The organism is Enterobacter sp. UPMP2052 (genome assembly GCF_053709675.1).
Genome location: NZ_JBSKJR010000002.1, coordinates 12765 through 37035 on the forward strand (window position 1 = coordinate 12765; position 24271 = coordinate 37035).

At 55.9% G+C, this 24271-nt stretch carries 20 protein-coding genes and 1 tRNA gene; 14 read left to right on the forward strand and 7 right to left on the reverse strand.

Features of this window, described 5'->3' with window-relative positions; translation table 11 throughout:
- The 4 genes from ACWKX3_RS10235 to ACWKX3_RS10250 are packed head-to-tail and all read left to right on the forward strand — an operon-like array spanning nucleotide 1 to nucleotide 4964.
- Nucleotides 1-1515: an ABC transporter substrate-binding protein gene (locus ACWKX3_RS10235; protein WP_400402332.1), complete on the forward strand. Its 1515-nt coding sequence runs from the start codon at nucleotides 1-3 to the stop codon at nucleotides 1513-1515.
- 18 nt (nucleotides 1516-1533) lie between these two features.
- Complete coding sequence (locus tag ACWKX3_RS10240; RefSeq protein ID WP_006176784.1) at nucleotides 1534-2475, forward strand: ABC transporter permease; 942 nt, start codon at nucleotides 1534-1536, stop codon at nucleotides 2473-2475.
- A 2-nt stretch (nucleotides 2476-2477) separates the two neighbouring features.
- Complete coding sequence (locus tag ACWKX3_RS10245) at nucleotides 2478-3353, forward strand: ABC transporter permease (RefSeq protein ID WP_058609354.1); 876 nt, start codon at nucleotides 2478-2480, stop codon at nucleotides 3351-3353.
- Nucleotides 3354-3362: 9 nt separating this feature from the next.
- On the forward strand, nucleotides 3363-4964 hold the full coding sequence (locus ACWKX3_RS10250) for a gamma-glutamyltransferase family protein (protein ID WP_042320753.1): 1602 nt from the start codon (nucleotides 3363-3365) through the stop codon (nucleotides 4962-4964).
- Between the two features lie 55 nt (nucleotides 4965-5019).
- Here the strand turns inward: ACWKX3_RS10250 and ACWKX3_RS10255 are convergent, their stop codons facing one another.
- Nucleotides 5020-5790 (reverse strand): amidohydrolase, encoded by a 771-nt coding sequence (locus ACWKX3_RS10255; protein WP_102891389.1) that lies wholly within the window; start codon nucleotides 5788-5790, stop codon nucleotides 5020-5022.
- A 108-nt stretch (nucleotides 5791-5898) separates the two neighbouring features.
- The gene (gene fadE / locus ACWKX3_RS10260; protein WP_454541699.1) at nucleotides 5899-8343 is read right to left on the reverse strand and encodes an acyl-CoA dehydrogenase FadE; all 2445 of its coding nucleotides are present in this window, start codon (nucleotides 8341-8343) and stop codon (nucleotides 5899-5901) included.
- A 239-nt stretch (nucleotides 8344-8582) separates the two neighbouring features.
- Between fadE and lpcA the strand changes: the two genes are divergently transcribed.
- Nucleotides 8583-9161 (forward strand): D-sedoheptulose 7-phosphate isomerase, encoded by a 579-nt coding sequence (lpcA, locus tag ACWKX3_RS10265; RefSeq protein ID WP_003863232.1) that lies wholly within the window; start codon nucleotides 8583-8585, stop codon nucleotides 9159-9161.
- Between the two features lie 57 nt (nucleotides 9162-9218).
- Complete coding sequence (locus ACWKX3_RS10270) at nucleotides 9219-9986, forward strand: class II glutamine amidotransferase (RefSeq protein ID WP_006176791.1); 768 nt, start codon at nucleotides 9219-9221, stop codon at nucleotides 9984-9986.
- Here the strand turns inward: ACWKX3_RS10270 and dpaA are convergent.
- Nucleotides 9957-10697 carry a peptidoglycan meso-diaminopimelic acid protein amidase gene (gene dpaA / locus ACWKX3_RS10275; protein WP_006176792.1) on the reverse strand — a complete coding sequence of 247 codons (741 nt, stop codon included), beginning with the start codon at nucleotides 10695-10697 and terminating at the stop codon, nucleotides 9957-9959. The genes ACWKX3_RS10270 and dpaA overlap by 30 nt on opposite strands.
- Nucleotides 10698-10938: 241 nt before the next feature.
- Between dpaA and dinB the strand changes: the two genes are divergently transcribed.
- The gene (gene dinB / locus ACWKX3_RS10280) at nucleotides 10939-11997 is read left to right on the forward strand and encodes a DNA polymerase IV (RefSeq protein ID WP_006176793.1); all 1059 of its coding nucleotides are present in this window, start codon (nucleotides 10939-10941) and stop codon (nucleotides 11995-11997) included.
- Nucleotides 11998-12052: 55 nt separating this feature from the next.
- On the opposite strand, the gene pepD is transcribed toward dinB, so the two are convergent.
- Entirely contained in the window at nucleotides 12053-13510 is a 1458-nt protein-coding gene (pepD, locus tag ACWKX3_RS10285) for a cytosol nonspecific dipeptidase (RefSeq protein ID WP_454541700.1), read from the reverse strand.
- Between the two features lie 260 nt (nucleotides 13511-13770).
- On the opposite strand from pepD, the gene gpt reads away from it, so the two are divergent.
- The 3 genes from gpt (at nucleotide 13771) to crl (ending at nucleotide 16037) form a co-directional block, all read left to right on the forward strand.
- The gene (gene gpt, locus ACWKX3_RS10290) at nucleotides 13771-14229 is read left to right on the forward strand and encodes a xanthine phosphoribosyltransferase (RefSeq protein WP_003863205.1); all 459 of its coding nucleotides are present in this window, start codon (nucleotides 13771-13773) and stop codon (nucleotides 14227-14229) included.
- A gap of 104 nt (nucleotides 14230-14333) precedes the next feature.
- Nucleotides 14334-15578 carry an esterase FrsA gene (gene frsA / locus ACWKX3_RS10295; protein WP_101738188.1) on the forward strand — a complete coding sequence of 415 codons (1245 nt, stop codon included), beginning with the start codon at nucleotides 14334-14336 and terminating at the stop codon, nucleotides 15576-15578.
- A gap of 57 nt (nucleotides 15579-15635) precedes the next feature.
- A complete protein-coding gene (gene crl, locus ACWKX3_RS10300) occupies nucleotides 15636-16037 on the forward strand; it encodes a sigma factor-binding protein Crl (protein ID WP_006176796.1) in 402 nt (133 codons plus the stop codon).
- Nucleotides 16038-16121: 84 nt separating this feature from the next.
- On the opposite strand, the gene phoE is transcribed toward crl, so the two are convergent.
- Nucleotides 16122-17174: a phosphoporin PhoE gene (phoE, locus tag ACWKX3_RS10305; RefSeq protein ID WP_454541701.1), complete on the reverse strand. Its 1053-nt coding sequence runs from the start codon at nucleotides 17172-17174 to the stop codon at nucleotides 16122-16124.
- Nucleotides 17175-17478: 304 nt separating this feature from the next.
- Between phoE and proB the strand changes: the two genes are divergently transcribed.
- Together proB and proA are read left to right on the forward strand one after the other, a co-directional pair.
- Nucleotides 17479-18582 carry a glutamate 5-kinase gene (proB, locus tag ACWKX3_RS10310; RefSeq protein ID WP_006176799.1) on the forward strand — a complete coding sequence of 368 codons (1104 nt, stop codon included), beginning with the start codon at nucleotides 17479-17481 and terminating at the stop codon, nucleotides 18580-18582.
- Between the two features lie 11 nt (nucleotides 18583-18593).
- Nucleotides 18594-19847, forward strand: a complete 1254-nt coding sequence (gene proA / locus ACWKX3_RS10315; RefSeq protein WP_153681473.1) for a glutamate-5-semialdehyde dehydrogenase — start codon at nucleotides 18594-18596, stop codon at nucleotides 19845-19847.
- Nucleotides 19848-20046: 199 nt separating this feature from the next.
- Here proA and ACWKX3_RS10320 read toward each other — a convergent pair whose 3' ends face one another.
- Nucleotides 20047-21006, reverse strand: a complete 960-nt coding sequence (locus tag ACWKX3_RS10320) for a hypothetical protein (protein ID WP_454541702.1) — start codon at nucleotides 21004-21006, stop codon at nucleotides 20047-20049.
- Between the two features lie 722 nt (nucleotides 21007-21728).
- Between ACWKX3_RS10320 and ACWKX3_RS10325 the strand changes: the two genes are divergently transcribed.
- A tRNA-Thr gene (locus ACWKX3_RS10325) sits at nucleotides 21729-21804 on the forward strand.
- A gap of 292 nt (nucleotides 21805-22096) precedes the next feature.
- Complete coding sequence (locus ACWKX3_RS10330) at nucleotides 22097-22393, forward strand: hypothetical protein (protein ID WP_454541703.1); 297 nt, start codon at nucleotides 22097-22099, stop codon at nucleotides 22391-22393.
- On the opposite strand, the gene ACWKX3_RS10335 is transcribed toward ACWKX3_RS10330, so the two are convergent.
- Nucleotides 22390-24174 carry a diguanylate cyclase gene (locus ACWKX3_RS10335; protein ID WP_454541704.1) on the reverse strand — a complete coding sequence of 595 codons (1785 nt, stop codon included), beginning with the start codon at nucleotides 24172-24174 and terminating at the stop codon, nucleotides 22390-22392. The two genes, ACWKX3_RS10330 and ACWKX3_RS10335, sit on opposite strands and share 4 nt — an antisense overlap.
- Nucleotides 24175-24271: the final 97 nt, after the last annotated feature.

The following is a 24271-nucleotide window of genomic DNA, read 5'->3' on the forward strand; positions in this document are numbered from 1 at the left end:
ATGACAATGCGTAACTCTTTTTTGACCGTACTGGGAAGTGTCATGTTGTTAGGCGCGGCGTTGCCCGCCCAGTCTGAAAGCGTGCTGCGAATTGGTCTGGGTGCCGATCCGGACATGCTCGATCCGCATCTGGCGCGCACCTATTACGGTCGTTTTGTTTTTGCTTCCCTGTGCGACAGGCTGGTGGACGTCGATGAGCATCTGAAAGTGGTACCGGGGCTGGCGAAAGACTGGGCCTGGAGCGATGACGGTAAAACCTTGACCCTGAATCTGCGTGAAGGGGTGACTTTCCACGACGGGGAAAAATTCGACGCGGCAGCCGCTAAATACAACCTCGACCGCGCCCTGACGTTAAAAGGCTCGCTGCGTAAAAGTGAAATCTCCTCCGTGGAGTCGGTTGAGGTGACGGGTCCACTGCAGATTGCCCTGCACCTGAAAACCCCTGATGCCGCTTTGCTGATGCAGTTGACCGATCGCGCCGGAGCGATGATGGCGCCAGACGCGGCGAAAAAACCGGATTTTGCCGCGCATCCCGTCTGCTCGGGGCCGTATAAATTCGACAGCCGCGTGTCCCAGGATCGTATTGTTCTGACGCGTTTCGACAACTACTGGAATAAAGACGCCTACCACTTCGACAAAATCATCTATCTGCCGATCCCGGATGCCTCCGTGCGCCTGGCCAACCTGCGCGCGGGTGATCTTGACCTGACCGAAGGGATTGCCGCAAGCGACGTTAAAACCGTTGAGGCCGACAGCAAGCTGGCGCTGGCGAAGGTGACCGGTCTGGGTTATCAGGGCATTACCTTCAACATTAACAATGGCAAGGTGCCGGCCAACGATCCGTTCAAGGATGCGCGCGTGCGCGAAGCCTTCTCTCAGGCCATTGACCGCGATGCGTTAAACCAGGTGGTCTTTGAAGGTCTTTACACCCCGTCCAACCAGGCGTTTTCGCCGGTAAGCCCGTATCACGTCAACCTGCCGGTGCCGCCGCGCGACGTCGATAAAGCCAAAGCGTTACTGAAAGCCGCAGGCGTTACCACGCCGCTGACCGTCAATCTGCTGGTGCCAAATAACCCGATTTCCCAGCAGGTCGGCCAGGTTTTACAGGCGATGGTGGCGGAGGCGGGCTTTACCCTCAATCTGCAAATGACCGAGTTCGCCACGCTGCTTGACCGTCAGCAGAGCGGTGATTATCAGCTGAGCTTCTCCGGTTGGTCGGGACGTCCGGATCCGGATGGCAGCATCTACGGCTTTGTTCACAGCAAAGGCACGCTTAACGACGGGCGTTACAGCAATGCACAAGTGGATGAATGGCTGACCCAGGCGCGCCAGAGCACCGATCAGGCCGCGCGCCAGCCGCTGTACAACAATGTGGTCAAGCAGCTTCAGACCGACATGCCGATCGCTTACCTCTACTTCGAACCGCGCATTTTTGGTCTGAACAAGCGCGTGCAGGGCTTTAAACCTTACCCGGACGGCATCGTGCGTCTGGCCGGTTTGACGCTGGCAAAATAAACGCCCTGAGGAGAACCCATGCTGGAACTGATTTGCAAACGTCTGCTGCTGGCGATCCCCACTCTGCTGCTGGTGAGCATGATGGTGTTCGGGCTGCAAAAGCTGCTGCCCGGCGACCCGCTGATCGCCATGGCCGGGGAGGAGCGCGACCCGGCGGTGATCGCCCAGCTGCGCGCCGAGCTTAACCTGGATGCGCCGATCCCCGTGCAGTACTTCAACTGGCTGACGCGTGCGCTGCAGGGCGACCTTGGCGTCTCCCTGCGCACTCACGAGCCTGTGACGCAGCTGATCGCCAGCAAGCTGCCGGTGACGCTGGAGCTGTCGCTGCTGGCGATGATCATCGCGCTGGTGTTTGGCATCAGCATGGGGATCCTCGCGGCGGTAAACAAAAACAGTTGGGTCGATCACGGGGCGAATTTCGTGGCGATCTCGGGGATCTCGATCCCGCACTTCTGGCTGGGTATCCTGCTGATTCTGGTTTTCTCGGTCAACCTGCAGTGGCTGCCTGCGTCCGGCTATGTGCCGTTCAGTGAAGATCCGATCCAGAACCTGCGCACGCTGCTGCTGCCTGCCTCCGTGCTCGGTACGGGGCTGGCCGCCACGCTGATGCGCCATACCCGCGCCTCTATGATCGCGGTATTGAAAGCGGACTATATCCGCACCGCACGGGCAAAGGGGCTATTGCCAAACGCCGTGATCTTAAAGCATGCCTTTCGCAATGCGCTGGTGCCGGTGATCACCCTGACCACGCTGCTGTTCGGTGAATTACTGGGCGGTGCGGTGTTGACCGAGCAGGTCTTCACCATTCCGGGCTTTGGCAAGATGATCGTCGACTCGGTATTCAACCGCGACTATGCGGTGGTGCAGGGCGTGGTGCTGATCGTGGCGATCGGCTTCCTGATGCTCAATCTTCTGGCCGACGTGCTCTACGTGCTTATCAACCCGAAAATGCGAGGTTAACGATGGCGGAACTGACAACTCAAACCGTTGCGCCTGCGCTGCCACGCGCGAAGAGCCGGGTGTTAACAAAATTCCTTGCCAATAAAAGCGCGGTGATCGGCGCGGTCGTGGTGGGCTTCTTCGTGCTGGTGGCGCTGCTGGCGCCGTGGATCGCCCCGTTCGACCCGGTGAAAGCCAACTTCCTGGCGGTGCGCAAAGCGCCGTCGGCGATGTACTGGTTTGGCACCGACGAGCTGGGGCGCGACATCTTATCGCGCATTATCTGGGGAGCGCGAACCTCGCTGATGGCCGGCTGTATGTCGGTGGTCATCGCTGTGGTTATCGGCGTGCCGCTGGGGCTGGTGGCAGGCTACTTCCAGAAGATGTGGGATGGCGTGATCTCACGCTTTATTGAAGCGCTGCTGGCCTGTCCGTTTCTGATCATGGCGATCGCGCTCGGGGCATTTTTAGGCCCGAGCCTGACCAACGCGATGATCGCTATTGGCCTCTCGGCGATGCCGATCTTCGCCCGCCTGACGCGCGGCCAGGTGATCGCCATTCGCAACGAAGAGTACATCGACGGTGCACGGGCGATTGGTCTGCCGGATCGCTGGATCATCATCAAATACGTACTGCCCAACGTCATGTCGCCGATTCTGGTGCAGGCCACGCTGGCGATTGCCTCGGCGATCATCGCCGAAGCCAGCCTGTCGTTTCTGGGGCTGGGACAGCAGCCGCCGAACCCGTCCTGGGGCTCGATGCTCAACACCGCCAAAGGTTTCCTTGAGCAAGCGCCGTGGATGTCTATTTTTCCCGGCGTGGCGATTTTTCTTGCCGTGCAGGGCTTTAATTTACTCGGCGACGGGCTGCGCGATGCGCTCGATCCGCGCCACGACTAAGGAGTCATGATGACCAAAGCGCTTGATTTTACGTCCGGTTACGCTTCACGCCGCCCGCCGATGCTGGGCCACAATGCCGTTGCAACCTCGCAGCCGCTGGCGGCGCAGGCGGGTATGCGTATGCTCCAGCTGGGCGGTAACGCCGTGGATGCTGCGGTGGCAACGGCCATGGCGTTAACTGTCGTCGAGCCAACCGGCAACGGCATCGGCAGCGATGCGTTTGCTATCGTCTGGGACGGAGAAAAGCTTCACGGTTTGAATGCGTCGGGCCGCTCGCCTGCCAGCTGGCATGCCGATCTGTTTGCCGGGAAAACCGCCGTGCCGGAAATTGGCTGGGACGCCGTTACGGTGCCGGGCGCGGTATCGGGCTGGGTTGCCCTGGCGGAACGTTTTGGTACATTGCCGCTCACCACGCTGGCGCAGCCGGCAATTGAGTATGCGCGCAACGGTTTTCCCGTCTCCCCGCTGATTGGCCATCTCTGGCAGCGTGGCTACAACAAGCTGAAAGACCAGCCGGGTTTCAGCGCCTGTTTTGCGCCGCAAGGCCGCGCGCCGCGCGTGGGGGAAATCTTCCGTAACCCGGCCCAGGCGAACTCGCTGGAACTGATTGCCAAAACCAACGGCGAAGCGTTTTACCATGGCGAGCTGGCACAAAAAATCGCCGCTTTCGCCAAAGAGCATGGCGCACACCTGACAACCGAAGATCTGGCAAACCATCGCGTGGACTGGGTGGACCTGCTATCGCGCGATTTTGCCGGTGGCTCGGTACAGGAGCTGCCGCCGAACGGCCAGGGGATCGCCACGCTGATTGCGCTCGGCATTCTGGAGCAGTGCGGTATTGAGCAGCATCACCCGGATTCTGTGCAGGGGCTGCACCTCGCCATTGAGGCGATGAAGCTGGCGCTGGCGGATCTCGATCGCTACGTTGCCGATGAAGACCATATGGAGTTCGCGGCGAAAGAACTGCTGAGCGACCATTATCTCAAGGCGCGCGCGGCGCTTATCGATCAGGATAAGGCCTCTGATTTTGTCTACGGTTCACCGACCCAGAGCGGCACGGTTTACCTGAGTACGGCTGATGCCAGCGGCATGATGGTCTCATTTATTCAGTCAAACTTTATGGGCTTTGGCTCGGGGATCGTCGTGCCGGACACGGGGATCAGCCTGCAAAACCGGGGCTGTGGGTTTGTGCTGGATCCAAAACACCCCAATGCGCTGGCCGGCAGCAAGCGTCCGTTCCATACCATCATTCCCGGTTTTGCGATGGACGGAAACGGCAAACCGCTGATGTCATTCGGCGTGATGGGCGGGCCGATGCAGGCGCAGGGACACATGCAGATGGCGCTGCGCATTATGCTGCACGGCCAAAACCCGCAGGCGGCAATTGATGCCCCGCGGTGGCGCGTAGTGCAGGGCAGGGAAGTGATCGTCGAGTCGACGTTCGACCGCAATACCATTGCCGCCCTGCGCGAGCGGGGGCATCAGATTGTGGTGGAAGATCCGCTGCAGGATTATAACTTTGGCGGTGCGCAGGTGATTTACCGGATGCCGGAGGGGCATTACGTGGCGGCAACGGAGAGCCGTAAAGACGGACAGGCGTTGGTGAGTTAAACGCGCGAGCAGCATTTGTAGGCCGGGTAAGGCGTAGCCGCCACCCGGCTTTTTTTTACCCGATGCTAAACGGATCCGCATCCTGCCACGCAGGAAACTTCTCCCGATACTCCTTCAGCGCCGTCAGCGACAACTCCGCATCAATGCGCGTCGCCTGATGCGGCTCGGCGGTCGCAATAATCTCACCCTGCGGGTTAACCACCCGGCTGTCGCCGCGATAATGATGCCCGTTGCCATCGGTACCCACACGGTTACAGCCCGCCACATAGGCCTGGTTCTCAATGGCGCGCGCCGTCAGCAGCGCCTGCCAGTGCAGGGAACGCGGGGCAGGCCAGTTAGCGACGTACAGCGCCAGATCGTAATCGTCGCGGTTGCGCGACCAGACCGGGAAGCGCAGGTCGTAGCAGACCAGCGGCAGGATGCGCCACCCGCGCCACTCGAACACCACGCGCTCGTTACCCGCCTCGTAATGATGGTGCTCATCCGCCATGCGGAACAGATGGCGCTTATCGTAGAAATGCACGTTCCCCTCTGGCTCAACCAGCAGGAAGCGGTTAACCGCCCCACGCTCGGTTTGCAGTGCGGCGCTACCGGCAATCAGGGCGTTGGTCTGACGGGCTTTGGCGTGCATCCAGGCCATGACGTCATCCTGCGGCATCGACTGTTTCGCCGCTTCCATCGCAAAGCCTGTGGTGAACATCTCTGGCAGGACAATCACATCGCGCCCGGTAATCTCTTCCAGTTGACGATCGAAGTGGCGCAGGTTGGCAGGGCCATCCATCCACACTAAAGGTTGCTGCAAAATAGAAAGCTTCAAACCTGGCACGATTCAGACTCCTCACAAGACCGCTTTTTGACACTGTAGCACGTCATTACGGGAAAATGTGGCAATAAAAAACCCCGCGCGAGGCGGGGTTTAGGGAAGCGAAACGCGTTAAGCGGCTTCAGGTTTGCGGACCTTCTCCGGCAGCTTTACCGGCTGCGTCGCCAGCTCGTCCGGCTCGAAATCATCCACGTTGATGCTGCGCAGACGGCTCTCTTCGGCTTTCACCAGCAGGGCGGCTTCATTGTTATCAATAATGCCGCCGGCCAGGGCCTGTTTCGCCAGCTCATCCAGACGCGTGAACGGCAGGTTTTTGCCCAGCTGTTTGCAGATCTTCTGGTGAATCGGGTCGGCGGCCATCACGTCGAGTAGCGCTTCTTCAAGCAGACCGACCGGGTTATGCGGCGTGGGTGCCAGATACTGACCGCGGCCAATACGGGAGCGGGTCGCGCTCGGTATTTGCAGGATCTTCGCCACTTTGTGGTCCAGCAGGTCGGATGGCGCAAGATGATGGCGACCGGTCGGGAAGATAGCCACCCGCAGCGCGCCCGCCACGAAGCGGTTCGGGAAGTTTGCCAGCAGATCGTCAATCGCCTGTTCAGCCTGATAAAGCGCATCCTGTACGCCCCAGTGTACCAGCGGCAGATCCGCTTCATGACGACCTTCATCGTCGTAACGTTTCAGGACCGCAGAGGCCAGGAATACCTGACTCAGCACATCACCCAGACGGGCAGAGATGCGCTCGCGACGTTTCAGGCTACCGCCCAGCACCGCCATCGACACATCCGACAGCAGGGCGAGGTTCGCGCTCAGGCGGTTCAGGTGCTGATAGTAGCGTTTTGTTGCGTCACCGGTTGGCGTGGCGCTGGTGAGGCCGCGCGTCAGGCCCAGCCAGAAGCTGCGAACCTCGTTACTGCCCACATGGCCAATATGTTTGAACAGCAGCTTATCAAAGGCATCCACGTCGTTATTCTGCGCAGCAGCCATCTCTTCCAGCACGTAAGGATGGCAGCGGATCGCCCCTTGGCCGAAGATCATCATGCTGCGGGTCAGGATGTTTGCCCCTTCCACGGTAATCGCAATCGGTGAGCCCTGATAGCCGCGCGCCAGGAAGTTGCCTTCGCCGAGCATAATGCCTTTACCGCCCGCAATATCCATCGCGTCGATGATTGACTGCTGCGCGCGGTGGGTACAGTGGTACTTCACAATCGCCGACAGCACGGCCGGTTTTTCGCCGAGCATAATGCCGTAGGTAATCAACGATGCGGCGGCGTCCATTACGTAGGCATTGCCTGCGATACGCGCCAGCGGCTCTTCGATACCTTCCATCTTGCCGATGGAAATTTTGAACTGACGGCGGATATGCGCGTAAGCACCAATCCCCATCGCCACGGATTTTAGGCCACCGGTTGAGTTTGACGGCAGGGTAATACCGCGACCGACGGACAGACACTCCACCAGCATACGCCAGCCCTGACCGGCCATTTTCGGGCCACCGATGATGTAATCAATCGGCACAAAGATATCCTGTCCACGGGTTGGACCGTTCTGGAACGGTACGTTCAACGGGAAGTGGCGACGGCCAATTTCAACGCCCGGGGTAGAGGTCGGGATCAGCGCACAGGTAATGCCCAGATCTTCCTCGCCGCCCAGCAGTTTTTCCGGGTTGGAGAGCTTAAACGCCAGGCCCAGCACGGTAGCGATAGGGGCCAGGGTGATGTAACGCTTGTTCCAGGTGAGGCGCATGCCCAGCACCTGCTCGCCCTGCCACTCGCCCATACACACCACGCCGGTATCCGGGATCGCACCGGCGTCGGAACCCGCTTCCGGGCTGGTCAGGGCGAAGCACGGGATCTCCTGACCGCGTGCCAGACGCGGCAGATAGTGATCTTTCTGTTCTTCAGTACCGTAATGCTGCAGCAGTTCGCCCGGGCCGAGAGAGTTTGGCACACCCACGGTGATCGCCAGGATCCCGGAGACGCCCGCCAGCTTCTGCAGCACGCGCGCCTGAGCGTAAGCGGAGAATTCCAGACCGCCGTACTCTTTCTTGATGATCATCGCGAAGAAGCGATGCTCTTTCAGGTAAGCCCACAGTTCAGGAGGCAGGTCGGCCATCTCATGGGTGATAGCGAAGTCGTTCGCCATACGGCACGCTTCTTCCACCGGACCATCGATAAAGGCCTGCTCTTCTGCGGTCAGGCGCGGCTGCGGATAGTTGTGCAGCTTTTTCCAGTCTGGATTGCCCTGGAACAGATCGCCTTCCCACCAGGTGGTGCCCGCGTCGATCGCCTCTTTCTCTGTACGCGACATCGGTGGCATCACCTTGCGGAAGCCTTTGAATACCGGCGCGGAGATCATCGACTTACGCATCGGCACCAGGTTAAGCGGCAGAAGGATGAGGGCCAACGGAACTAAAAGCCAGATATTCCAAAGCCCTGCTACGGCAAGCGCTGCCGTCCAGGCCAGCAGGATCAGGCTGCTGAGGAAGAGACTGACGCGGTGATAGAACAACACACCGAGCAGAACAACGGTTGCGATAATGCTCAAAATCATCATAACGAAAAGCTCCCTTGCTTGTAGGAGGTCTGACCACTTGTGATGATATGGTTGTAGTTGATGTGAATTCCTTTAGCAATGTGTTTACAAAATAATTACAACCTGGTTCACATTGTTCGCGGTTAAGCCGGCACGAAAAAGCAAAACGCCGGATGTTTCGCAAGGCTTTAGCTTCTCGCTTTTAGTGGTATCCGGTACACTCCATCCTGTTATCTCATCAATACTGAAGGATTATCCTCATGTACCAGGATCTTATTCGTAACGAACTGAACGAAGCGGCGGAAACGCTGGCTAATTTTCTGAAAGATGATGCCAATATTCACGCGATTCAGCGCGCTGCGGTCCTGCTGGCCGACAGCTTCAAAGCCGGTGGTAAAGTGCTCTCCTGCGGTAACGGTGGTTCCCACTGTGATGCCATGCACTTCGCAGAAGAGCTGACCGGGCGCTATCGTGAAAACCGTCCGGGCTACCCGGCGATTGCGATTTCCGACGTGAGCCACATCTCCTGCGTAGGCAATGACTTCGGTTACGACCACATCTTTTCCCGCTACGTTGAGGCGGTAGGCCGTGAAGGCGACGTGCTGCTGGGGATTTCGACCTCCGGTAACTCCGCAAACGTGATCAAAGCGATCGCCGCCGCGCGTGAAAAAGGGATGAAAGTCATCACCCTGACCGGTAAAGATGGCGGTAAGATGGACGGTACGGCCGATATCGAAATTCGTGTTCCGCACTTCGGCTATGCAGATCGCGTTCAGGAAATTCACATCAAAGTGATCCACATCCTGATCCAGCTGATCGAAAAAGAGATGGTTAAGTAAGACTTCGCGGGGGGCATATCCATTGGGGCGCTGCCCCCGCTGTTGTGGAGGTGATGTATGTGCGAACTGCTCGGGATGAGCGCCAATGTGCCAACCGATATCTGCTTTAGCTTCACCGGGCTGGTACAGCGCGGTGGGGGAACCGGGCCGCATAAAGACGGCTGGGGCATTACCTTCTACGAAGGCAAAGGCTGTCGCACGTTTAAAGATCCACAACCCAGCTTCAACTCGCCCATTGCCAAACTGGTGCAGGATTACCCGATAAAATCCCACTCGGTTATCGCCCACATTCGTCAGGCAAATCGCGGCGAAGTGGCGCTGGAAAACACGCATCCCTTTACCCGCGAGCTGTGGGGCCGCAACTGGACCTACGCGCACAACGGCCAACTGACGGGCTATAAATCGCTTGAAACGGGCAATTTCCGCCCGGTCGGAGAAACCGACAGCGAAAAAGCGTTTTGCTGGCTGCTGCACAAGCTGACGGAACGCTATCCCCGCACGCCGGGCAACATGGCCGCGGTGTTCAAATACATTGCGTTACTGGCGACAGAATTGCGCGAGAAAGGGGTATTCAACATGCTGTTGTCTGACGGGCGCTACGTGATGGCGTACTGTTCGACGAACCTGTTCTGGATCACCCGCCGTGCGCCGTTTGGCGTAGCCACGCTGCTCGATCAGGATGTGGAGATAGATTTTCAGAAGGAGACCACGCCGAACGATGTGGTCACCGTGATCGCGACGCAGCCGCTGACGGGCAACGAAGCCTGGCAAAAGATTATGCCAGGCGAGTGGGCGTTATTTTGCCTCGGGGACCGTGTAGTTTGACGCCAGTTGTGGGTGGACGACTTCGTGGCTCAGCGGTTTGCTGACCAGATAACGCCCATCCACAACCGAAACAACCGGCGGCTTATGGGTCTGCTCAAAGTAGTCGTAACCCGGCTTCAGCTGTTTCCAGAAATCCGCGTAGTAAGAGTATTTGTGACGTGCCATGTTGGCATCGGTCATGCGGAACGGATAAATGCTCACCTGCACGTTCGGCTGACCAAAGACCAGTGCGCCGGTCACGAACTGGAAAATCTCATCAATGCCCGTATCGGTCATCGCGTAACAGCCGACAGACACGCAGGCACCGTGGATCATCAGGTATTTACCCTCATAACCGTGGGCACGGTCGAAGGCGTTCGGGAAACCGATGTTAATCGCTTTATAGAAACGGCTGTCAGGTTTTAGCTGGCTACGCTGAACATTGTAAAACCCTTCCGGACTCTTGAAGTCGCCCTGACGTTGTTTTGGTCCAAGGCCCCCTGAATAGTTACAAATCTTATAACTATCAAGCAGCTGATACGTCTCGCCCATTTTGACATACAGGTCGAGAGTGCGCTCTTCCTTGAAGATTTGAATATAAACCGGGGATCCCATTAACTGCTGTTTATATTCTTTGCTGATGGGTGTGGTTGAACTGTTGCTGCTGAGCAGCCCGGCAAACGACACACACGGAATCAGAAGCATCGCAATGAATAATGCGATTTTACGCATACTACTTGTTCCTTGATAAAACCATGACCAACTTGCCAGGACGGCAAAAGAGACCCGAAATCAGATTATTCTGGACAGGAGCGCTCACATTATCATCGCTATAGATTTTCGCAATAGCGAAGCTGTTAGTTTACACATTAGTTTTCCTTTATAAAGTGTGCAGACGCTGCTCGCGTCACGGACGCTTCTCAATTTGCTTATGTTTACTGTATACTTATCCAGTGATGAGTGAGGGTTTACTATGCGCAAAATAATCCATGTCGATATGGACTGCTTTTTCGCTGCGGTAGAGATGCGTGATAATCCGGCGCTACGGGATATCCCTATCGCGATAGGCGGAAGCCGCGTCCAGCGTGGCGTCATCAGTACCGCCAACTATCCTGCGCGCAAATTTGGCGTACGCAGCGCAATGCCTACGGCAATGGCGCTGAAGCTGTGCCCTCATCTCACCCTTTTACCGGGGCGTTTCGACGCCTATAAAGAAGCCTCCGCCCACATACGGGAAATTTTTTCCCGCTATACCTCGCTGATTGAGCCGCTTTCGCTGGACGAAGCTTATCTTGATGTCACTGACAGCCTGCATTGCCACGGCTCAGCCACGCTGATGGCGCAGGAGATCCGCCAGACCATCTCAGACGAGCTAAACCTGACCGCATCGGCAGGCATCGCGCCGGTGAAGTTCCTGGCGAAAATCGCGTCCGATCTCAATAAGCCCAACGGTCAGTACGTCATCACCCCTGAAGAGGTCCCGGCGTTTTTGAAAACCCTGCCGCTCGGTAAAATTCCCGGCGTGGGGAAAGTCTCTGCCGCCAAGCTTGAAAGCATGGGATTACGGACCTGTGAAGACGTGCAGCGCAGCGATCTGGCGATGCTGCTCAAGCGTTTTGGCAAATTTGGCCGCGTGCTGTGGGAGCGCAGCCAGGGGATTGACGATCGCGACGTGAACAGCGAACGGCTGCGTAAATCCGTCGGGGTCGAGCGCACGCTGATAGAAGATATTCACGACTGGTCAGATTGCGAAGCCATTATTACCGATCAGCTCTATCCCGAGCTGGAACGACGTCTGGCGAAGGTAAAACCGGATCTGCTGATTGCCCGTCAGGGCATCAAGCTCAAGTTCAACGATTTCCAGCAGACCACCCAGGAACACGTCTGGCCCCGGCTGAATAAAGACGATCTTATCGCTACGGCAAAAAAAGCGTGGGAAGAGCGGCGGGCAGGGCGAGGGGTTCGGCTGGTGGGGGTGCACGTTACGCTGCTGGATCCGCAGCTGGAGCGGCAGTTGGTATTAGGGTTGTAGCGTGTATCAATCGTAGGCCCGGCAAGCGAAGCGCCACCGGGCATCAAACGACTAATTACTTCGCAGGGATCGCCTTCAGCAGTTCCGTCAGCAGCGTCCAGTAGTGGCCCACGCTTTCGATATGAACCTGCTCATCCGGGGAGTGTGGCCCGGTGATGGTTGGCCCAATGGAAACCATGTCCATGTTCGGGTACGGTTTTTTGAACAGACCGCACTCCAGACCCGCGTGGATCACCTGGATATTCGGCGTGCTGTTGAACAGACGCTGATAGGTTTCACGTACCAGCGCCATCACCGGAGAGGTGGCATCCGGCTGCCAGCCCGGGTAGCTGCCTTTCGCGGAGGTGTTCGCGCCAGCCAGTTTACCCAGAGATTCCAGCATGCTCACCACATACTCTTTACCGCTGTCGATCAGCGAGCGGATCAGGCAGATGATCTCTGCGCTCTCGTCGCTCATGGTGACCACGCCCACGTTCAGAGAGGTTTCTACCACGCCTTTCGCGACGTCGGAGTTGCGGATCACGCCGTTTGGCGTGGCGTTCAGCAGTTGAATGAAGCTGTCGCGTGACTGTGCGGTCAGCGCGGCTTTATCTGTAGAGACAGATTCCAGCACCACGTTTAGGTTTTTCTCTTTCTCAGACAGTTCGTTTTTCAGGATATCCAGATAAACGCTGGCGAGTTTTTTCAGCTCGTCTGCTTTTGCCGCAGGCACGGCCACGGTGGCGAAGGCTTCACGTGGGATCGCGTTACGCAGCGTACCGCCGTTGAAATCCACCAGACGCAGATCCAGGTCAGCCGCATGGTCTGCCAGGAAGCGCGCCAGCAGTTTGTTGGCGTTGCCGAGGCCTAAATGAATATCGCCGCCGGAGTGGCCGCCTTTCAGCCCCTTCAGCGTCAGCTTGAAGGTCTCGAAGCCCGCAGGAACGGCTTCGCGGGAGAGCGGGAGGGTAGAGATGAAATCAATCCCGCCCGCACAGCCCATGTAGATCTCACCTTCTTCTTCGGAGTCGGTGTTGATCAGGATGTCAGCCTGCAGCCAGTTCGCCTGTAAGCCAAACGCACCGTCCATGCCCGCTTCTTCGGTCATGGTCAGCAGCACTTCCAGCGGGCCGTGCTCAACGCTGTCGTCTGCCAGCACGGCCAGCGCAGAGGCCATGCCAATACCGTTGTCCGCGCCAAGGGTGGTGCCGCGCGCTTTCACCCAGTCGCCATCAATGTACGGCTGAATAGGATCTTTGGTGAAGTCGTGAACGGTATCGTTGTTTTTCTGTGGAACCATATCCAGGTGCGCCTGCAGCACAACCGGTTTACGGTTTTCCATCCCTGCGGTTGCAGGTTTACGGATCAGGATGTTGCCCACCTGGTCACGCTCGGCGTGCAGGCCTTTTTCCTTCGCCCAGCCCATAATGTGTTCGGCTAATTGTTCTTCATGGTAGGACGGGTGCGGAATGGAGCAGATTTTGGCAAAAATATCCCACAGCGGCTGTGGCGATAATTGAGACAGTTCAGACACGATAAGTCTCCTTGTCGGTGCGCTGCAAACAATGATGCAGGACACAGGGTTAGCAGGTTAATAGTTACCACAAGTCGGGCTTGCGAGATGAAACTGAGAATACCACTTTCTCTGGTTGCTGGTAGCATTAAGCATGTAAAAACTCAGGCTCAGGGCGCTAAACACTGGTTTTTAGTGCGTCAGATCTCTATAATCTCGCGCAACCTATTTCCCCCTTGAACACTTTTTAAGCCGTAGATAAACAGGCTGGGACACTTCACATGAGCGAAAAATACGTCGTCACCTGGGACATGTTGCAGATTCACGCACGCAAGCTGGCTGCGCGTCTGATGCCTTCCGAACAGTGGAAAGGCATTATTGCCGTCAGCCGTGGCGGTCTGGTACCGGGGGCGCTGCTGGCACGTGAGCTGGGTATTCGTCATGTCGATACCGTTTGCATCTCCAGCTATGACCACGACAACCAGCGCGAGCTGAAAGTGCTGAAACGCGCAGAAGGCGACGGTGAAGGCTTCATCGTTATTGATGACCTGGTGGATACCGGTGGTACCGCGGTGGCTATCCGCGAAATGTATCCGAAAGCTCACTTCGTGACCATCTTCGCGAAGCCGGCTGGTCGCCCGCTGGTGGATGATTACGTGATTGATATCCCGCAGGATACCTGGATTGAACAGCCATGGGATATGGGTGTGGTCTTTGTACCGCCTATTTCAGGCCGCTAATTCCAGTACGTAACTTTACACGCCCGGCCATGCCGGGCGTTGTTCTTTTTAGCCTCTGCCGCGTTACAATGGTCTCTTAATGACGTATCCATGGAGGCAACGCAATGACGCAGGCGAATCTCACTGAGACTCTTTTCAAACCCCGTTTCAAACATCCTGAGACGTCGACGCTGGTGCGCCGGTTTAACCCTGGCACCATGCCTTCAGTGCAGTCTGCGTTAGACGGCAAAAATGTCCCCCACTGGTATCGCATGATCAACCGTCTGATGTGGATTTGGCGCGGTATCGATCCCCGTGAAATCCTCGAAGTGCAGGCGCGCATCGTGATGAGCGAGGCCGAACGCACCGACAGCGAACTGTACGATACGGTCGTTGGCTATCGCGGCGGCAACTGGATCTATGAGTGGTCTAAACAGGCGATGCTCTGGCAGCAAAAAGCCAGCCAGGAAGAGGATGCCACGCTCAGCGGCCAGCACTGGCTGCACGCCTCAAACCTCTACAGCATTGCCGCCTATCCCCATCTCAAGGGGGATGAACTGGCCGAGCAGGCTCAGGCGCTGGCCAATCGCGCCTACGAAGAAGCGGCTCAGCGGCTGTCATGCCGCATGCGCGAGCTTGAATTTACCATCCCCGGGGGAGCGTCCGTAACCGGCTTCCTGCATATGCCGGAAGGCGAGGGACCATTCCCGACGGTGCTGATGTGTGGCGGCCTCGATTCGCTTCAGATTGATTACTTCAGCCTGTTTGAGCGCTACTTTGCACCAAAAGGGATCGCCATGCTGACGCTGGATATGCCCTCAATCGGTTTCTCAACCAAGTGGAAACTGACGCAGGACTCGAGCCTGCTGCACCAGCATGCGCTGAAAGCGCTGGAAAATATTCCATGGGTTGATCATACCCGCGTGGCAGCCTTTGGTTTCCGGTTCGGGGCCAACGTCGCGGTGCGTCTGGCCTACCTTGAATCCTCCCGCCTGAAAGCGGTCGCCTGTCTTGGCCCGGTCGTCCATGCCCTGCTCAGCGATCCCGTGCGGCAGGGCAGCGTGCCTGAGATGTATCTGGACGTGCTGGCGAGCCGTCTTGGCATGCATGATGCATCAGACGAAGCGTTGCGCGTGGAGCTTAATCGTTACTCCCTTAAAACGCAGGGGTTACTGGGGCGGCGGTGTCCTACGCCGATGCTCTCCGGATTCTGGAAAAACGATCCGTTCAGCCCGGAGGAAGAGTCGCGTTTAATCACCTCGTCATCTTCCGATGGCAAACTGCTTGAAGTGCCATTCAGCCCGGTGTACCAGAATTTTGACAAAGCGTTGAAAGAGATCACGCGCTGGATCGCTCAGAGAGTGTGTTAATAGATTGCTAAATTTTGACGGTTTGGTAAAACAGTGGCTTCACAAAAGGAGATCGTAATGACGTTACCGAGTGGACACCCGAAAAGTAGACTGATTAAGAAGTTCATGGCTCTTGGCCCGTACATTCGAGAAGAGCAGTGTGAAGAGAATCGCTTTTTTTTCGACTGCCTGGCCGTATGCGTCAACGTGAAGCCTGCGCCTGAAAGCCGTGAATTCTGGGGCTGGTGGATGGAAATGGAAGCAGAGGAAAAACGTTTCACCTACAGCTACCAGTTTGGTCTGTTTAATAAAGAAGGGAACTGGCAGCCTGCGCCTATCAAAGATCAGGAAGTGATCGATCGTCTGGAGCACACACTGAAAGAGTACCTTGCCAAAGCAACGGCGCTGCTGGCAACGCTGGACCTGAAGCTGGAACCCGCCGATGATTTCTCAAGCGAAGCGGTTAAGCTGACGGCATAAGGTCAGGTTGGTCATCCGGGTAAGGCGAAGCCGCCACCGGACAATAAAAAACCGGCATTACGCCGGTTTTTTATTACTGCAAAATCAAAACTGGTACGTCATCCCCAGGGCAACGATATCATCGCTGCTCACGCCCAGTTTATTATCGTCGTCAATCTGGTTGATTTTATAATCAACAAAAGCGGACATATTTTTGTTGAAATAATAGGTCGCGCCCACGTCGATATATTTCACGATATCTTCGTCACCGATCCCTTCGATATCTTTGCCTTTAGACTGAACATAACCAATGGATGGACGCAGACCAAAATCAAACTGGTATTGCGCCACGGCTTCGAAGTTTTGCGCTTTATTGGCAAAGCCGCCTGAAATCGGGGCCATATTACGCGTTTCAGAATAGATGGTCGCCAGGTAAATATCGTTACCGTCGTACTTCAGGCCTGTTGCCCAGCCTTCCGCTTTTTTACCTTCGCCGCGCGCCTGTAGGTTTTGCTCGTTGGTACGATCAGAGCTAGCGTAAGCGCCGATGATGGAGAAATCGCTGCCGCCGAAGTCATAGCCCAGAGAGGTGCCGAAGCCGTCGCCGTTCTGTTTTTTAACGTCGCGGTTTTCGTTTTTGCCCTGGTACTGCAGGGTCATATCAAGACCATCGACCAGACCGAAAAAGTCGGTATTACGGTATGTTGCAAGGCCGCTGGAGCGTTTAGTCATGAAGTTATCAGTCTGCGCCAGGCCGTCACCGCCGAACTCCGGGAACATATCGGTCAGGGCTGCGACGTCGTACAGCGCGCCCAGGTTACGACCGTAGTCGAAAGAACCGAAGTCTTTAATTTTAATCCCCGCGAAAGCAAGACGGGTTTTCTGAGAAGAATCGCTTTCTGCTTTGTTGCCAGAAAATTCTGCTTCCCAGCGGCCATAGCCGGTCAGCTGGTCGTTAATCTGCGTTTCGCCTTTAAAACCGAAACGGACGTAGGTCTGGTCGCCGTCTTTTGCATCATCATCGCTGAGGTAATGCATTGCTTTTACTTTGCCGTACACATCCAGTTTATTTCCGTTCTTATTATAAACTTCTGCTGCGTGAACCGATGCGGAAGCAACAACGCCCATTACCACTAATGCCAGAGTACTCTTGTTCATTTTCAATCCTGAGTGTTATATACGCGCTAAAATTCGCTGGACGATAAGCGCTTGCTTAAGTCCCGTGAAAAAACAGGAAGGGTTTTATCGTTCTCGAATGAACGTTTTATGACAAAGTAAGAATATGTTTAAAAAAGTCAGTTTTATTTTTTCTGTCATATAAGCGTCAAAATCTGCCGTTAGGCTTCCTGATCCCGCGCAACAAAGTGTTCTGCTTTATGCTAAGGCGGTTGGCAACGGGCCTGAGTCCTGTTAAAACGTTCGTTTGACTTCATTTCCCCTTATTGTTGAACGGCAGATAATCATGAGTGACAGCCAGACGCTGGTGGTAAAACTCGGTACCAGTGTTTTAACAGGCGGATCGCGCCGCCTTAATCGCGCCCACATTGTTGAGCTTGTACGTCAGTGCGCTCAGCTGCATGCCGCAGGGCATCGTATTGTTATTGTGACTTCCGGGGCGATTGCCGCCGGGCGTGAACACCTGGGCTACCCCGAACTCCCCGCGACGATCGCCTCTAAACAGCTGCTGGCCGCCGTGGGACAAAGCCGACTCATTCAACTCTGGGAACAGCTGTTCTCCATCTACGGTATTCACGTCGGGCAGATGCTGCTGACGCGTGCCGACATGGAAGACAGAGAACGCTTTCTGAACGCGCGCGACACACTGCGCGCGCTGCTGGACAACAATATTGTTCCGGTTATTAACGAAAACGACGCCGTGGCGACTGCTGAAATCAAAGTGGGCGATAACGATAACCTTTCCGCGCTGGCCGCAATCCTGGCGGGTGCCGATAAGCTCCTGCTTCTGACTGACCAGCAGGGCCTGTTTACTGCCGATCCCCGTTCCAACCCGGAAGCGGAGCTGATTAAAGACGTTCACGGCATCGACGATGCTTTACGCGCCATTGCCGGTGACAGCGTTTCCGGCCTCGGAACCGGCGGAATGGGCACCAAACTTCAGGCGGCTGACGTTGCCTGTCGCGCGGGTATCGACACTATCATCGCTGCGGGTAGCCGCCCGGGCGTTATTGGCGACGTCATGGAAGGGATCTCCGTTGGGACGCGCTTCCATGCGCAGGCGTCACCGCTGGAAAACCGTAAACGCTGGATTTTCGGCGCGCCGCCAGCAGGTGAGCTGACCGTTGATGAAGGGGCCACTGCCGCTATTCTGGAAAGGGGGAGTTCATTACTTCCAAAAGGAATTAAAAGCGTGACAGGCAACTTCTCGCGTGGTGAAGTGATCCGCATCCGTAACCTCGAGGGTCGCGACATCGCCCACGGCGTAAGCCGCTACAACAGCGACGCATTGCGCCGTATTGCGGGCCACCATTCGCAGCAGATCGACGCTATTCTGGGCTATGAATATGGCCCGGTAGCCGTGCATCGCGATGACATGATCATTCGTTAAGGAGCCAGAACATGTTGGAACAAATGGGGGCCGCCGCGAAGGCCGCCTCTTATAAACTGGCGCTCCTTTCCAGCCGTGAGAAAAACCGCGTGCTGGAAAAAATCGCTGATTACCTGGAATCCCAGGCATCCGAGATCCTGCTCGCTAACGAACAGGATTTGCTGGAAGCGCGTCGCAATGGCCTGAGCGAGGCGATGCTCGACCGCCTGGCGCTCAATCCTGCGCGCCTGAAAAGCATTGCCGACGATGTTCGTCAGGTCTGTAATCTGGCCGATCCGGTCGGGCAGGTGATTGACGGTGGGCTGCTCGACAGCGGTTTGCGTCTTGAACGCCGCCGCGTGCCGCTCGGCGTCATCGGCGTGATTTACGAAGCCCGTCCGAACGTCACCGTTGACGTGGCCTCTTTGTGTCTTAAAACCGGTAACGCCGCCATTCTGCGCGGCGGGAAAGAGACCTGGCGCACCAACGCGGCAACGGTAAAGGTCATCCAGCAGGCGCTGGAAGAGTGCGGCTTACCGGCGGGTGCCGTGCAGGCCATTGAAAGCCCGGACCGCGCGCTGGTGAACGAGATGCTGCGCATGGATAAATACATCGACATGCTGATCCCACGCGGTGGCGCAGGGCTGCACAAGCTGTGTCGCGAGCAGTCAACCATCCCGGTGATCACCGGCGGTATCGGCGTGTGTCATATTCTGGTGGATGACACCGCAGAAATTGACCCTGCGCTAAAAATTATCGTTAATGCTAAAACTCAGCGTCCGAGCACCTGCAATACCGTAGAGACGCTGTTGGTGCACCAGGGCATTGCACACACTTTCCTGCCTGCGCTGAGCCAGCAGATGGCGCAAAGCGGTGTGACGCTGCACGCCGATGCCAGTGCGCTGGCGCTGCTGAAGGACGGCCCGGCGAACGTGGTTCCCGTGAAAGCGGAGCAATACGATGATGAGTTTCTGTCGCTGGATCTGAACGTGAAGGTGGTCGCCGATCTCGACGACGCCATTGCGCACATCCGTGAACACGGGACGCAACACTCTGATGCGATCCTGACCCGCACGCTGCGCAACGCGAATCGCTTTGTGAACGAAGTGGATTCTTCAGCCGTGTATGTGAACGCCTCTACGCGATTCACCGACGGCGGCCAGTTTGGCCTGGGCGCGGAAGTGGCCGTGAGCACTCAAAAACTGCATGCGCGCGGCCCGATGGGGCTGGAAGCACTGACCACGTATAAGTGGATTGGCTTCGGCGATGATACCATCCGTGCGTAAATAACGGGCGGGCGATGCAAGTAGCCAACGGATTCCAAAGGCCTTAATGCATCACCCGCGCCATCCCTTCACTCTGTTTTACCCCATCAAAAGCCGGGTATCAGTGCATAAACAAGGCAATCAGAATAATGATTGGAATAGGAACGCCTAAAAAGAACAGCAATATCGAACGCATGTGAACCTCCCAAATTATCAATAATTATAAGTCACGCTGACGACCACCGAAGGTCGCACACAGGCTGGCGACGAAAGCACCAATCAGCAGTGAGATGAATGTCCAGAGAGTGATGTAGCTGGTGGTTTTCCGCGCTTCGTCAGCGGCCTGCTGGGCCTTGGTTTTGGCCTCTTTCAGCGCGTTCTGCGCTTTTTCGTAAGTAGCAGTCACTCGCTGTTCAGCTTCACTCTGGCTAATGCCCGTTTTCTGAGAAATCAGCTGGGCAACATATTGCTGGTCTTCTTTTGGCAGAGAACCTGTCGTAATACTGTGGGCGAAAATACCGGTGACTTCACCTAACTCCGCAGGGGACACTTCTTGTTGCGGTGCAGGTCCAGGTGTCTGGGTATTTGTCGATACTGCCGACGTATTCGCGGTGTCAGTATTCATTGTTCTGAATAAAGACTGGATAAAATATTGCGTAGAGGGATCCGAGCCAGAGGTCGCATTTGCAACGCCACCCATCGTGGCCGTGGCTGCGCCACCTGCTACCGCACCAATTGCTTTGGCACTCCCGCCGATAATAGAGCCAGCGGTGGTCGTTAATAATATTGCCGAGATAAGTGAAGCCACGGCCCAGGTCAAAAAGCCATGTGCTGTATCGCGGAAATAAACTTCGTTTGAGTGAGTCGCCACCCATTTAGTGCGTAAACGCCCGGCAAGATAGCCACCCATTCCCGATGCTGCTATTTGGGTGAAGGCAAGCCATACGATGGCAGCGATACCTACCGTAGAGGCATCCAGACCATCATTTTCCCAGGGAGAAATAGACGTCAGGCCTAATCCTGCGCCCAGCATAAGTAGAATCATGGAAAGAGAGGCCGCAGCGACTGCACCTGCAAATATGGCCCCCCATGATACCGCGCTGTTGCTGGCGGCGGGCAGGGATGAATATGTCTCGGGATCCCGACGGAGGGTTGTGGGTTGGTCGTAAATTTGATTCATATCTGTTGTCCTTTAAATTAACGCTAATCCTGACGCTTCGCGCTGAGAGGGGGAATTAATTGAGCGAAAACAAACGCCTTTGCACCATGAATTAACATAGCGTGATAATAATGGCCAAACCTGATAAATATAAAACCGTGGAGTAAACGTCTATATCCAGTAAAAGATATAATTCCTACTGTCTATATGATACTAGTCGTAATTTGCCAGTTAGCTATAAATGCGCATAAAAAATATCACATGGAATTGTAAATATTTGTAATCAATCATCCTGAGCGAAAAGGTATACTCAGCAATAAAATAGAAACACCAATAAAATCAGAAACAACGCATTTGCATAATCCGCGACCCCAGCTATTATTGATATTTGGATCTAAGAAAACGCAATATAGGGATTAATATTATTTCTTCTCTCCCATCCTCGGCTGGACATTTACCTTGTAGATAAGAGGCATCTGCAAAAGGGTGACCGACAATTGATCCCTTTTTAAGTATGCGTCCCAAAACATACTTGGGTTGGCTGTGGTCTGGTGAGGCTGTTCCTGATCCTGACGCAAAGACGTGCCACCGGATAGGTGAAGCCGGAGGCAAATGTACTTTTTGTGCGTAAGGAAAACCCGTGTGATGCAAAAATAGACGTTCGATTCAAAAGGGCATTGACGCATCCCCCGGTTAGATCTACTCTTTTGCCCCGTGGTTACGCTCGTAACCGGCCTCTCAGGGCCGATATAGCTCAGTTGGTAGAGCAGCGCATTCGTAATGCGAAGGTCGTAGGTTCGACTCCTATTATCGGCACCACTCTCAATGATAAATCCTTACTTCAACCCCCCGTAACAAACATCAAAAAGCATTTATCCCTGTTTCAGAACAGACATGCCTGAATGAATACACGAGTGTATTTCCCTCTCCATCCCCAAATAACGGCAAAAACATATTCCAGGTGAATAATGGCAACTGATAGTTTTCACACCACCAATACCCCGCCAACATCCCACACCCCCTCCCATAATAACTTTGTTCTATATCAGTACATTCCGCGTTTTCAATACTTATTCTGGACCTCTCCCTTCTGTTAAAACGAGTCATTAAAATGAACGGTAAATCATCATGGATGGTACTTTTGGCTGCGTGCGGCCTTTTTCTGGCGGGAAACGCCACGGCAAAAGGTCATTCAGTATCCGATGAACAGGTAAAAGAGAACGTTATTACCGAATCGATCGCTTCGTATCCGGGCGTTTGCGCCTGTCCTTTTAACCGTGCGAGAAACGGCAGCGCCTGTGGAAGACGCAGTGCCTGGAGCAAAGCGGGCGGCTATGCTCCCATTTGCTATAAAAACGAAGTCACAGACGAGATGGTGAGGGTGTGGCGCGCGCAAAATAACGGTTAGCCCGCCTCCAGCATTCCAAAGCTCACAATTCGCGAGCGGCCCAGCTCTTTTGCCCGATACAGGGCGACATCCGCGGCGCGCAGCAGGTTATCGCTCTGGGCGTGCTGCGGATAGCTGGCGATCCCGATAGAGACATCAACCGGACCAATTTCTGTCAGCCCGTAATGGGGGGAGAGGGCCTGCACGCCGTCGTAAATCTTCGTTGCGCAGGCATGCGCTGCCTCCTCGTCCGCACCGGTGAGAAGCGCCAGGAACTCTTCACCGCCGTAGCGGAAGGCCAGGCCGGTATCGTGTACCGCGCGCTGAATAATGGTTGCCACGCTTTTGATCACCTGGTCACCGGCTTCATGACCAAAGCGATCGTTAATGCTTTTGAAGTGATCGATATCGATCATCAGGCAGCTTATCGGCTCTTTATTGCGCATGGCCTGGGTCATCTGCGTGCGTAAGGTATCCTCCAGATGATGGCGATTGCGTAATCCGGTGAGGGGATCAAACAAGGCTTTTTCCAGCAGAGCATCGCGCAACCGCTGGTTGGCCAGCGCCAGCCCGAGCGCCTCCGCCATCAGCTCCAGATACGCGCGGGAGGGCGCAGTGTCCGGGGTGATGTTCTGGAAAGAGAGCAGGCCGATGGCTTCGCCCTGCGCAATGAGCGGCACGCACAGCGACTGATGCATTTGCGAGGCTGGCAGATGCGAGCAGGTGATATCCGGCTCGCCGTTTACCGGTGGATGGCTCTGCCCGCGTCGAATGGCCCAGCACGCATCCGGGTGGAACGGTTTTTTCTCTCCTTCAGGCGACAGCCATTCGGCCGCGCAGCGCATCTCCCACGACGCGCGATCGACGATATACAAGCGTCCCGACACCCCGGGCGCAATATTGGGGGCGAACAGCTCCGCCACGTTAATCACGTCCGCGAAACTCTCGCAGCCTTGAAATCGTTGGGTCATGCGCGCCAGCAGCTCGCGGATCGCCCAGTCGGCGTCGCGCTCTTTCTCCAACCGCTGCCGCGCCAGGCCATTTTCGCGGAAAATACGGATAGCCTGCGCCATATCGCCAATCTCATCGATTTGGGTGAAGTTCGGCGTCTCAACCGCATAGTCCTGCGACGCCAGGCGGTGTACCACATCGCTCAGCCGCACGACCGGATGCAGAACACGGCGTTTAAGAATAAAGCCCATCACGAACAAAAAGAGCAGGGCAGTCAGCCCGACCATCACCTCGGAGGCGGTACGCAGCGTTTTCGATGTTTTTGTGGCCGCCTGCACGTCGGCAATGATGCGTTTATCCAGAAGCTGGCGAAAATGGTCAATCTGGCTCTGCGCGCGCTCCAGCTCCTGCTCATAGTTTTTGCCATACAGCAGCGCAACGGCCTGCTGCTCGTTACCTTGCGCCATGCTGGCGAGCGCCACCTGCTGTTCATCCTGCAGCTCGTCGATGATTTTCAGCCCCTCCTGCAGCAGGGCAAGCTCTTCGACCGAGGCTCCCGTATCTTTGAGCGCTTCGAGCCGATGCTCAATGCCCTTCAGCTCGCGCTCTTTCGCCCGATACTCTTCGAGGACATACGGCTCTTTTTTGATGACGAACAGGCGCGCCAGGTCGGAGAGCATCCAGGCGTCGGTCTCCACATTTTCGGTCAGCTGATCGAACTGCTGCCGCTGCTTAACGGCCTCGCGCTCAACGCTGTCGGCATGGGACGCCATCAGCATGACGACGCCGGAGGCGAGGGTCAGACACACCGTGGCGCCGTAGGCCCAGTTTGTGATTGTGGCGATTCGCACCTGTTAATCCTTCTGCGACAAGAGTGGGATGGCGTTCTTTCAAATTATAGAAAACGTTTGATTTATGGTGAAAAAAAAGGCGGCACGGGGCCGCCTC

Excerpts from the sequence above, each read along its gene's own strand:
- ACWKX3_RS10235 (WP_400402332.1), top strand. The coding sequence starts at position 1 with ATGACAATGCGTAACTCTTTTTTGACCGTACTGGGAAGTGTCATGTTG.
- ACWKX3_RS10240 (WP_006176784.1), top strand. The coding sequence starts at position 1,534 with ATGCTGGAACTGATTTGCAAACGTCTGCTGCTGGCGATCCCCACTCTG.
- ACWKX3_RS10245 (WP_058609354.1), top strand. The coding sequence starts at position 2,478 with ATGGCGGAACTGACAACTCAAACCGTTGCGCCTGCGCTGCCACGCGCG.
- ACWKX3_RS10250 (WP_042320753.1), top strand. The coding sequence starts at position 3,363 with ATGACCAAAGCGCTTGATTTTACGTCCGGTTACGCTTCACGCCGCCCG.
- fadE (WP_454541699.1), bottom strand. The coding sequence starts at position 8,343 with ATGATGATTTTGAGCATTATCGCAACCGTTGTTCTGCTCGGTGTGTTG.
- lpcA (WP_003863232.1), top strand. The coding sequence starts at position 8,583 with ATGTACCAGGATCTTATTCGTAACGAACTGAACGAAGCGGCGGAAACG.
- ACWKX3_RS10270 (WP_006176791.1), top strand. The coding sequence starts at position 9,219 with ATGTGCGAACTGCTCGGGATGAGCGCCAATGTGCCAACCGATATCTGC.
- dpaA (WP_006176792.1), bottom strand. The coding sequence starts at position 10,697 with ATGCGTAAAATCGCATTATTCATTGCGATGCTTCTGATTCCGTGTGTG.
- dinB (WP_006176793.1), top strand. The coding sequence starts at position 10,939 with ATGCGCAAAATAATCCATGTCGATATGGACTGCTTTTTCGCTGCGGTA.
- gpt (WP_003863205.1), top strand. The coding sequence starts at position 13,771 with ATGAGCGAAAAATACGTCGTCACCTGGGACATGTTGCAGATTCACGCA.
- frsA (WP_101738188.1), top strand. The coding sequence starts at position 14,334 with ATGACGCAGGCGAATCTCACTGAGACTCTTTTCAAACCCCGTTTCAAA.
- crl (WP_006176796.1), top strand. The coding sequence starts at position 15,636 with ATGACGTTACCGAGTGGACACCCGAAAAGTAGACTGATTAAGAAGTTC.
- phoE (WP_454541701.1), bottom strand. The coding sequence starts at position 17,174 with ATGAACAAGAGTACTCTGGCATTAGTGGTAATGGGCGTTGTTGCTTCC.
- proB (WP_006176799.1), top strand. The coding sequence starts at position 17,479 with ATGAGTGACAGCCAGACGCTGGTGGTAAAACTCGGTACCAGTGTTTTA.
- proA (WP_153681473.1), top strand. The coding sequence starts at position 18,594 with ATGTTGGAACAAATGGGGGCCGCCGCGAAGGCCGCCTCTTATAAACTG.
- ACWKX3_RS10320 (WP_454541702.1), bottom strand. The coding sequence starts at position 21,006 with ATGAATCAAATTTACGACCAACCCACAACCCTCCGTCGGGATCCCGAG.
- ACWKX3_RS10330 (WP_454541703.1), top strand. The coding sequence starts at position 22,097 with ATGAACGGTAAATCATCATGGATGGTACTTTTGGCTGCGTGCGGCCTT.